Source organism: Pseudomonas californiensis, from assembly GCF_021147775.1.
In the GTDB taxonomy this organism is placed as follows: domain Bacteria; phylum Pseudomonadota; class Gammaproteobacteria; order Pseudomonadales; family Pseudomonadaceae; genus Aquipseudomonas; species Aquipseudomonas californiensis.
Window position 1 is genome coordinate 1 of sequence record NZ_JAGTPK010000064.1, and the last position, 10,376, is coordinate 10,376.

General features: G+C 56.3%; 10 protein-coding genes. 8 read left to right on the top strand and 2 right to left on the bottom strand.

Going from position 1 to position 10,376, the window contains the following annotated elements:
- The first annotated feature begins 153 nt into the window (after positions 1-153).
- Positions 154-879: a plasmid mobilization protein gene (locus KDX37_RS28010; protein WP_122227680.1), complete on the top strand. Its 726-nt coding sequence runs from the start codon at positions 154-156 to the stop codon at positions 877-879.
- A 202-nt stretch (positions 880-1,081) separates the two neighbouring features.
- Here KDX37_RS28010 and KDX37_RS29935 read toward each other — a convergent pair whose 3' ends face one another.
- Positions 1,082-1,543, bottom strand: a complete 462-nt coding sequence (locus tag KDX37_RS29935; RefSeq protein ID WP_375233456.1) for a hypothetical protein — start codon at positions 1,541-1,543, stop codon at positions 1,082-1,084.
- A gap of 322 nt (positions 1,544-1,865) precedes the next feature.
- On the opposite strand from KDX37_RS29935, the gene KDX37_RS28020 reads away from it, so the two are divergent.
- The 7 genes from KDX37_RS28020 (at position 1,866) to KDX37_RS28050 (ending at position 9,171) form a co-directional block, all read left to right on the top strand.
- Positions 1,866-2,285, top strand: a complete 420-nt coding sequence (locus KDX37_RS28020; protein WP_044423973.1) for a hypothetical protein — start codon at positions 1,866-1,868, stop codon at positions 2,283-2,285.
- 287 nt (positions 2,286-2,572) lie between these two features.
- Positions 2,573-4,657, top strand: a complete 2,085-nt coding sequence (locus KDX37_RS28025; protein ID WP_319941726.1) for an LPD7 domain-containing protein — start codon at positions 2,573-2,575, stop codon at positions 4,655-4,657.
- 127 nt (positions 4,658-4,784) lie between these two features.
- Positions 4,785-5,213 carry a GntR family transcriptional regulator gene (locus KDX37_RS28030; protein ID WP_058418562.1) on the top strand — a complete coding sequence of 143 codons (429 nt, stop codon included), beginning with the start codon at positions 4,785-4,787 and terminating at the stop codon, positions 5,211-5,213.
- A gap of 409 nt (positions 5,214-5,622) precedes the next feature.
- Positions 5,623-6,936, top strand: coding sequence for a replication initiation protein (locus KDX37_RS28035; protein ID WP_122227674.1), 1,314 nt, complete (start codon positions 5,623-5,625; stop codon positions 6,934-6,936).
- A gap of 138 nt (positions 6,937-7,074) precedes the next feature.
- A complete protein-coding gene (locus KDX37_RS28040; RefSeq protein ID WP_002556085.1) occupies positions 7,075-7,500 on the top strand; it encodes a LexA family protein in 426 nt (141 codons plus the stop codon).
- Positions 7,493-8,776 carry a Y-family DNA polymerase gene (locus KDX37_RS28045; RefSeq protein ID WP_122318220.1) on the top strand — a complete coding sequence of 428 codons (1,284 nt, stop codon included), beginning with the start codon at positions 7,493-7,495 and terminating at the stop codon, positions 8,774-8,776. The genes KDX37_RS28040 and KDX37_RS28045 overlap by 8 nt, the downstream gene beginning before the upstream one ends.
- Positions 8,777-8,976: 200 nt before the next feature.
- A complete protein-coding gene (locus KDX37_RS28050) occupies positions 8,977-9,171 on the top strand; it encodes a hypothetical protein (RefSeq protein ID WP_054096784.1) in 195 nt (64 codons plus the stop codon).
- Positions 9,172-9,648: 477 nt separating this feature from the next.
- Here KDX37_RS28050 and KDX37_RS28055 read toward each other — a convergent pair whose 3' ends face one another.
- Positions 9,649-10,212 (bottom strand): hypothetical protein, encoded by a 564-nt coding sequence (locus tag KDX37_RS28055; protein WP_122228087.1) that lies wholly within the window; start codon positions 10,210-10,212, stop codon positions 9,649-9,651.
- Positions 10,213-10,376: the final 164 nt, after the last annotated feature.

Sequence of the window (10,376 nt, forward strand, 5' to 3'; positions counted from 1 at the left end):
CGATATAATAATTGAAGGAATGGATGTGGGATGACGAAGCTTTCTGGGGGCCGTCATTCAGTCCAACAAAAAAATCTGGGGTTTGGGCGTACAACCCCTTGTTGTTGTCGTTGTTGGTTGTCGTCATTCCAGGTGCCCCCAGGAGGTGATCTTGTGGCCGAAAAAGTGAACAAGTCATGCGCCGTGTCATGCCGTTTCACGGATGAACAGTTCGCTCGGTTTGCCGAGCCCATCGCGCAATCCGGCCTGAAGCCAGCCCGGTTCTTTCGTGACCTGGTGATCAGCCGCTCGCCTACCTTCGAGCAGTCCGCAATCGACAAGAAGCGGATGCAGCAGGTATTTGAAAAGTCTGGACATGCTCTAAACCGAGTTGCTTACTCCGCTAACTCGGCACCCTATAACGGCACGCTTTATCAAAAGCAGTATCTCCACTGGCTTAATAAGCTGAACGCTATTCAACAACTGTTGCTCACGGTATTGCCCGAGACTGCCCCGCCAAAACCGTCGAGGTCAGTCCATAACGACAACCGTGGCTCACCTAACGAATCCGGCAAAAAGGTTCACATCATCCGGTTTCGACTTACCCAAGACGAAATGGCCCAGTTTGATGACATGATCAAACGGGCGGGCTGTTCTGCATCAGCCTTTTTCAGGGAGCTGATTTTAAATAAAGCTCCTGTATTTAGAGAGTTTACCGGGTTTAGGAAACGAATTGTATTTATCGTCAATAAAGCCGGTAACAATATTTCTCAGTTGGCTTACATTGCAAAAGCGGCGAGTGACAGGGGCATTATCACCGACAGTGTGAGAGACAAGTGGTTTGAAACGCTGATGGTCATCGAGACGATTTTATTAGCAGGTGTAGAATATGCTGATTAGAGTCAGTGGCTATAACACCGGAGCGCAGGAGTATTTAGAACAAGGCAATAAATCAGGTCGAGAGTTTACGCGTGATGAATTGGACCATCGGTTGATCATTGAGGGGCAGCTCAGCGTGACCAGGGCCATCTACGAAAGTATCCCGGATCATGGGCAAGATCGTTACCTCACGTTCACGCTAAGCTTTAAAGAGGACACGGTGTCACCTGAATTGCTCAAGGCTGTGACGACCGACTTCAAGAACTTCTTTATGCATGCGTACAAGCCTGAAGAATTCAATCTGTATGCCGAAGCGCACTTGCCCAAAATGAAGACGGTCACCGACAGGAAAACCGGTGACGTAATTGAACGCAAGCCTCACATTCACATCATTATCCCACGTATCAACCTGTTGAGTGGCAATGAGGCCAATCCGGTTGATGTGTACAAAAATCATGAGAAGTATTTTGAGGCTTTTCAGGAGCATATTAACCAGAAGTATGGTCTGTCTTCGCCTCGTGAGAATGTCCGTGCGGACATCACCGACGCGGCCAGTGTCCTGTCCCGTTACAAGGGCGATGACTTCTATGGCAAGAACCGACAGTTCAAACAGGACTTGGTCAAGCAGGTCATAGAACGTGGTGTGACTACACGTGCCGATTTTTATGCACTGGTAGCTGAACACGGCGAGACGCGCATCCGTAATGAAGGTAAGGACACTGAATATATTTCGGTCAAGTTGCCAGGTGACGCAAAGGGCACGAATCTGAAAGACACCATCTTTCAGGATGACTTTATTGTCAGGCGCGAACTCAAGAAACCACCGCTTGAAGCCAGTGTTATTCGGGAGCGCTTGCTTGCCTGGCCGCAGCGAGCGAGGGAAATCAAATACGTCAACAAGGCCACCCCCAAGTTCCGCAAACAGTATTCCGAAGCATCCCCTGAAGATCGTGTTCGGCTACTGGCTGATCGCGAAGCCAAATTCTACCAAGTCCATGGAGAACACAATGACAACGTACACACCGGGCAACGACAGAGAGATCACCAGCGAAGTTCTGCTGAAACTGCGGGGCGACGCACTTCCGCACCTGCCGATGGCCTGCAAGACCTGTCCGTCAGCCATGTGGCAGATCACCGGCAAGCCGGATCGGCCCGAAGCCGTGACGGTGCGGTGTTACTGCCCAGTGATGCACACGTTCACGTGGGACAGTCGCAACCAGGAGGAGATTCTGGATTGCGATCATCTGTACCAGGAGGAGGACGAGGAAGAGGGAGCAGGTCCACAGCTGAGCGAGGAAGAGGAGGAAGCGGCACTGCCGCCGTTTCTCAGGAAACAACGGGAACAGCAACGCCTACAGGCGCTACAGGCCGACGACGAGCCGGAGCTGGAAAATCCCGAAACGCCCGAGTACGAGCTGGACGCGTAGTCCCGCCCTATGCGAAGAACCCGCACCGTGTCGCCACCATCGCTGACATCGAGGAGCGGGGCCGACGCCTGTTTGACCCACTCAAGCGGCCTTCTGACAACGCGCTGGTGTTCTACCGAGCACCTACCGTCGCGTCGGTGCCCAAGGCAGCGACCGCGACAGCAACGCCTGGACGATCCACTGCCGGTCGTAGGCCCAGGACTTCAGACAAGCCTCGCCCTCCCCGCCAATGGCGGCCGGGGTCTGTCGTCCCGCCCTACGCCAAAAACCCGCATCGAGTCGCTACGGTGGCTGACATCGAGCAGCGCGCACGGATGCTGTTCGATCCACTCAAGAGACCCACAGACAAGGCGCTGGTGTTCAAGCGCGCCTCGATCAAGGCCCTGACCGTTAACAGGCAGGCCTCGACGGTGGCCGCGTACTTCACCCGGGAAGCGCAGCACAACCAGATTGCGCCGGCTCATCGCCGGGCCATACGCCGTATCGATCAACAGTATTTCGCGCTCAGGCGCGCCGTGTTCTCCGATCAACGCTTAACCCGCCAAGACAAGGCGCAGCTGGTTTCCGTGCTGACGTTCGAGCGGCTCAAAGCGCGTGAACAGTTCCACAACCCGAAACCCAACATCGAGGTAAATCTCATGGGCAGTGCAGCAATACGCAATCTTTTGGACGATGAAAAGGAAGACCCAGGCTTTAGCATCAGCGGCGCGAGGGGGCCAGGCCCTGAGGGCGTGCGTGACCGGGTGAAGCGGGTCATGGACCGTCTGGCCAAACAGCTTGACCCCGCCGCCGCCAGTGAGCGAGCCCGTGAACTGAGCGCCAAGGACCTGTACACGCGTAAGGCCAAGTTCAGTCAGAACGTGCATTACCTGGACAAGCAGACCGACAAGACCCTGTTTGTGGACACAGGCACAGCCATTTCCATGCGCCGCACGGGCATTACCGAAGCCGGGGTGTCCGTAGCACTCCAGCTGGCCCGGGAGAGGTTCGGCAGCACACTGACGATCAACGGCACTGCTGAATTCAAAAAGCTGGTGATCGAGGCGGTGGCCAAGAACGGTTTGGACGTGCATTTCACCGACAAGGCCATGAATCAAAGCCTGGCAGATCGCCGCGCAGAGCTGGAGATTGAGCGTGGAGGTCTGAGCATTGGTCCTGCCAACGACCTTACCCGGCACGTAAACGATTCCACACGAGACGTGCGCGACCAGGCGGATCGGATGGGCGTTACGGTGCGGATCGAGGCGCTGTATGGAGAAGGAAAAACGGCTGAGCAGGTTAGCCAGGCGCTTACCGAGCAGTTGGACACCGTGCCGGAGTCGGAGCGCGTTGCCTTCGTGGAGACGGTGGCCATCACCCTGGGCATTCCTGAACGCGGTCAGCCCAAAGGCGACCAGGCGTTTGCGCAATGGCAGGCGCAGCGTGCGCAACCGGCGGCGGATTCTACCGCGCCGGCAACGGCTGAGACGCAGACCAGTGCCCCTGAGCCTGTGAGTACGCCAGCAGCCACAACCCCAGCGACGGCACCAGTGAGCCCGGAACCTGTGGCGAATTCCACCGCGCCGGCCACAGCTAAGACACCAGCATCGGTCAACGACCCGGACCTGCAGAGCCCCAGCGAGCTGGTCAGGCTTGAAGCGCAATGGCGTCGGGATTTCCCGATGTCTGAAGCTGATGTAAAGGCCTCTGATGTCGTCATGGGCTTGCGAGGTGAAGACCACGCCGTGTGGATCATTTCGACAAATGACAAGACCCCTGAAGCCGCTGCCATGCTCACGGCTTACATGGAAAACGACAGCTACCGCGAAGCGTTCAAGGCCAGCATCGTCGCCGCTTACAAGCAAGTCGAAAACTCGCCTAAGTTGGTCGATGATCTGGACCACCTCACGGAGATGGCTGCGCAGCTAGTCAACGAGGTGGAAGACCGTTTGTTCCCTCCACCTCAAGCAGCAACGGGCCAGACAGCCCCGTCCAGGAGCAACGTCATCGATGGCACGCTGATCGAGCACGGAGAAGCACCGTATCAGCACAATGATGACAATCAGATGAGCTACTTCGTGACGCTCAAGCCCGAAGGAGGTAAGCCCCGCACGGTGTGGGGCGTAGGGCTGGGAAAGGCCATGAACGATGCAGATCTGAAGCAAGGCGACCCGGTACGTCTGGAAGACCTGGGCACCCAGCCTGTTGTGGTGCAGGTCATTGAAGAGGACGGCACTGTGACGAACAAGACGGTCAACCGCCGCGAATGGTCAGCGCAGCCGGTCGCGCCAGATCGGGAAGTGGCCGAGACCACGCCCAAGGGGCAGGCCGAAGCCGCCGGCACACCGGAGCTGTCATCGCCCGATGAAGAAGACGGCATGGGCATGGACTGAGCCGCTTGAATCAGCCACCTCAAGTTCCCGAGGTGGCAGCCACGAAATCAACCACTTAACCCTGCGCAGCGCCGAGTCCGGCGCGCCGGCGCAGGGTTCTGTTTGCGCGCATAGAAAGGAGACGTAGATGAGTGATCGCAGAACGCAAAAAATGCACGCGCAGCACGTGCTTGAAACCATTGCCCTCGGCATTGCACAGCCTGTAGCGCTGCCCCGCGCGACGATAGAAGAAGCGCTTCGCGAAGCCATCATGGATGGACGGCTTGAACCGGGTGAACGGCTTGCGCAGCAAGCCATTGCCAATGCCTTCCAGGTCAGCCGTATGCCTGTGCGTGAAGCGCTGCGCTCGTTAGAGACGCAGGGTTACATCGCCGCTCAGTACCACAAAGGCTACTTGGTCACGAACGGCAACGAGCCGCCCCAGTACGGTCACCTGCCGGGCTTGCTGAGGTGCGTTGCAGAGGGTCACAAAAGGCTGGCCGACTTCGAATCGAAAGTGGCCTTTGAAAACGAAATCCTGCGCGTCCTGGGCCAGCTGCGCCCCACTCCGTGCTGACGAGTGGCCTAGCTCTTTGAAAGCAACGGATTTTGTAAGGCGAAACGAGAGGCCCCCATGCTACTATCCGGCACAGTTTTATTTGCAGGAAAGCGACGATGTAGATTCACGAATCGCAGAAACCAAAAAGCCCCGCTTGCCGGCGGGGCTTTTTGGAAAATCTTGAACAGGCCCTTAGAGAGGGGATCACCTGTTCAACACACATAACGTGAGCTGATTATGGCGTTCACTGCGGCTTTGTGCAAGCTGTCAAAAGTGAAGCCTTCAGTTCACCGCTGAACGGTGGACTTATGGAAAAGATTCTTCAGCGGCTGTGCGTCCTCGATGACCGCACCCTGCCCTCCCAGCTGACCCCTTGTGTCATACCTTTTCACGCCGTTGGCCAACCTGCTGGCAATGGCGGTGAAGCATGAGCCACGACAATGCGCTCAGCCTTTCCCTAGCGACCTCACCCACGGCCAACGCCGATCCGCTGGCCACCAGCACACACCTTCCGCCGGCGCGTTTTTTCGAAGACGGCACCGCGCTCAATCGGTTATTGCTGGAAGCGCCGTACATGGCACGGTGCAGTGACGACAAAACCGCGACCCGCGTTCGTCCTCGTGAATACGCGCTGCGTTATCCCTATATGCAGGTCAATCGCCCCGGCATGGTGTCCTGGCTGGTGTTTGACCTGGACCATGCCAACGCCCTAGCTTGGGACGATGCTGGGTTGCCCGCGCCGAACCTGATGGTGCGCAACCGCAAAAGCGGCCATTCCCAGTTGTTCTACGCCGTGCCGTCCGTGTGCACCACCGAGAACGCACGGGCCAAGCCGATTCAGTACATGAAAGCAATCTATGCCGCGTTTGCCGCTCGCCTCGACGCGGACGTGGACTACCACGGTGGCCCTGTGGCCAAAACACCCGGTCACCCCTGGTGGGAGACCACCGAATTCCACAACCACGTGTATGAACTGGGCGAACTGGCGGGCGCGGTGGAGTTGACTGTCAAGCCTTGGGCCACTGGTCCCAAGCTTGACCAGGTCAGCCATTCACGGCACTGCATACTGTTCGAGCAGCTGCGCTATTTTGCGTACAGCATCGTCAATCGCGAGCGCGAGCTGGGTTCGTTCGAGTCGTTCATGCGCTCGCTCGATGCGTATGCCTACAACCACAACAGCTTTCTAAAGCAGGGTTTTTCGGAAAACCTGCCCCTGTCGTCCATACGCGCCACGGTTAAATCCGTAGGCCGCTGGACGTGGGATCGCTACACCGGTGATCGCCGTTGCCACCGAGGGGCCATGCAGCTCGATGGCAGCTTGTCGCTCACCGAACGGCAGAGCCTGGCGGCCAAGCGCACTAATGAGCTGCGGCAAAAAGCCACAGAATCGAAGATACGGGCCGCGTGCCGGCAGCTTCAAGACCAGGGCAAGGCACTGGTACGTGCTGCGATTGCAACGCTCGCCGGCGTTTCGGTGAGAACGGTGGCCAGCTACGCGCACATCCTCACGGAAGTCTCCCGGCCGGCCAGTGTGAGTGTTCTCAGGGACAGCAGTAAGGCTATGTCCGTACCACCTCGGCAGGATCGTTCACCCGCTAACCCACCTGTTCAGGCCCCTGTAGGTCAGCCTGCTGATGGCCGCGCCTCGGGTGTGCAATCCGGTGTACATCAGATATCTGCGGCCCCCAAGGGGCTGCAAGCCCGAGAGCCCTTAAAAAGAGAACATGAGGATGGTTCATGATGGGGAGTGGACATATGAATTCAGTGCGTGCAGCGATGGCTTTGCGTGCTGCTGGTCGGCTTGAGTTGACGTGTTGAGGCGCTGAGTCGTTAACTGTACGTCCATACAGTTAACTCTGTTCTCAGCCAGGTTCGCACCATGAACGTCAAAATACTCGGTCGGTTGTGCGAGTCGGGAAAGGTCATTCCCCTCTACACCTTCAAAATCCCTGCCGGTTTCCCCAATCCCGCAGCGGACCACATTGAACAGGACTTCTCATTTGACCGGCTGATGGATTTGCGTGCGCCTCACATCTACGTGGCCAAGATCGATGGCGACAGCATGGAGGGTGCAAAGATTTTCCATGACAGCCTGGTGGTCGTAGATCGGTCGCGAAAGCCGTCCAGTGGCAGCATCGTGATTGCGGCAGTGAACAATGAGCCTCTGTGCAAAATCCTCATCCTGCAGGGCGACCATGTGGTGCTGAAGTCAGCCAACCCTGCTTATCCGCCTCGGCATATCCTGGAAGGTGAAGAGCTGTCGATATGGGGCGTTGTGCGACACGGCGTCACAAGCTTTGAGTAACAAGCCAGCGCCAGTCTTTGGCCTGGTCGATTGCAACTCGTTCTACGCCAGCTGTGAGCGCGTGTTCCGACCTGACCTGGCCAAGGTTCCCATCGTGGTGCTCAGCAATAATGATGGTTGCGTGATTGCTCGCAGCTACGATGCAAAACCGTTCGTGAAAATGGGCGCTCCTTATTTCCAGATCAAGGATGTTTTGCGCCGGCACGGCATTCAGTCGTTCAGCAGTAATTTTGCGTTGTATGGCGACTTAAGCCAGCGCGTGATGGCCATCATCGAATCCATGGTCCCTGCAGTCGAGGTTTACAGCATCGATGAGGCGTTCGCAGACCTGACCGGGATGCCTGGCAATCTGACCGAACTGGGCAGATCGATACGATCCAAAGTCCATCGCTGCACCGGTATTCCCGTGGGTGTGGGCATTGCACCGACCAAGACGCTGGCCAAGCTGGCCAACCACACCGCAAAGCGTCTCCAAGCGCACACCGGCGGGGTCGTGGACATCTGCGACCCTGTAAAACGTGATTGGGTGCTGCGCAATACCTCTGTCGGAGAGGTATGGGGCATCGGTCGAAAAATGAAAGCGCACCTTGAGGGCATGCAGATCCTGTCGGCCAAGGACTTGGCCATGGCCGATCCCTGGATGCTGCGAAAAACGTTCAGCGTTGTGATCGAGAAAACGGCTCGCGAGCTCGCGGGCACTGCGTGCCTGGAGCTGGACGAAGTCGAACCGCCACGCCAGGAGATTTGCTGCAGCAGGATGTTCGGCAAGCGATTAACTGAACTGGGGCCGATCAAAGAGGCTGTGGCTACCTACATGATGCGTGCCTCTGAGAAATTACGCGCCCAGGGATCGGTGTGCAAAAAGATCCGGGTGAGCATCCGCACCGGTATGTTCAATCCTGACGAGGCCAAGTACGCAAATGGCGCACTGGTGCAGCTCCCCTACCCCACCAACGACGTTAGGCTGATGACACAATACGCGACCGAGGCGGTTTCACGGATTTTTCGACCAGGCTACAGGTACAGCAAAGCCGAAGTGCTGCTGATGGATATTTGCCAGCCTGGCGAATTTACCGATGACCTGTTCGCGGTCAACCAGCCGGCGACTTCGGATCGGCTGATGGCCGCTTTGGATTCAATTAACGGCAAGTGGGGACGCGGGACGCTGCGTACAGGCTCGGTACCAGTCACTCCGGACTGGGGGATGCGTCGTGAGCAAATGAGCCAGAGCTACACGACGCGGCTTGATCAGCTATGGGTTGTAAAGGCCAAGTGATCAAGTGCTATTTGGGGAGCCAGCAGAATTCGGAAAAAATCGCACGATAAGTTCAACTAACAGACGGCAAGTCCACCTCGTGACATGTAATGAGCCAAAAGAAGTGATCCTTTGAGCGAATCGGAAACCCTACCTAATTGGCTTGTAAATACTGCGCTAGGCTGGTCGCTCTTTCAGATGTAGCCCTTGGAGGCTTTGTTATGGCAATTCCGAAAATGAACATTCCGAAGAAATCAGCCATTGATGACACACCGTCCGCCGCGCCAGCTTCACGGCTAGCCGGCAAGCCGGTCTGGGTGTCTCGACGTGACGGTACGTGGGAGCTGGCCTATGTGGAGAAGGTGCCGCCGGCAGCTTTGGACTTCAGCCATTGGAATGGAATCCCTCTCTGGTAAGTGTGCAGCAGAAAGCAATCCCGCAGCAGGTTGTAGTACGGCTTGATGTGGGATTTTCGCACAAGGCGGCATTCCGGCGAACAGCAGTGGCAGATAGAGTGTGTCCTGGACGCCCAAGACCACGTTTTGGTCCTCTATGAGCAGGCTGAGTACGAGCAGACTCAGAGTGCCAGCTTGGTCGATGAGTTGGATGCTGTCTGGGTCAGTTTATGAAAGGCCTGATGGATGATCGGAGGTTAATCCAGGTGATCTAGGATTAGATAGCATGATTGACATAAGTGTTATGGATTGACTATTATTTAACTGCGCCTAGGCGTGAACCACAGGGTGGTTACAGGGATCTTCGGATCGCACCCCGCTTCTGACATTCAGATGGCCCAGTGCCAGGTAACAGCGTCCTGCCCCGTCGAACGCATGCATTCGACGGCTGAGAATCCCGCCAAGAGAGCGGGATTCGCCTTTTCTGGTAGTTCACTTTTACGGCTTTGGCCGATTCCGTACTTCCTTGGGGCATCGGCCCTTAGGTTTTTTTTGCGTATCCAAAGCGATCTTGAAGACACTGAACCCCTTTTTGTTAATCGGGGTATTTGGTGAGCCTTCGCCAGTGCGTGCGAAATACGCGCTTGTGACGTGAATCCGCAGCAAGCGGAATTCGCGAAAGAATGCTAGGCACACTTTGTACGGTTCCAGCAGGCCGGTAGCGCTGTTCAACACGCTCATGGTGAAAAAACGTTCCCCTTCCGTGTGGTAGATAGTAGCGGCGTCCAGCTTATCTACGATGCTCTTGAGCTGCTTGGAGGCTTCGTAGCGTTCCAGGCAGACCATTTGCCCATGCCGACCGTCTTCGTACTGGTACGGAATGTTGGTACCGCTATTGTCTTTCGTGAAGCAGTGGAGGCCGTAAGTCACAACGAATTCGTAGTCTTTTCTGTCTGCCTTGAAGATTACCAGGTGCGACGACAGGTGGCCGAGATCGTATTTAACTCCATCATGCTCGAACGATTCCCACTTTTGGATAGAGTCGACGTGAAATTTAGCCAAGCTCAGTCCTCGAGCATGTGGGTAAAACCTCGATTTTACACGAAAACCTTGACATGGGATGAGAAGACCTCACAACCTCACAACCTCACAACCTCACAACCTCACAACCTCACAACCTCACAACCTCACAACCTCACAACCTCACAACCTCACAACCTCACAAC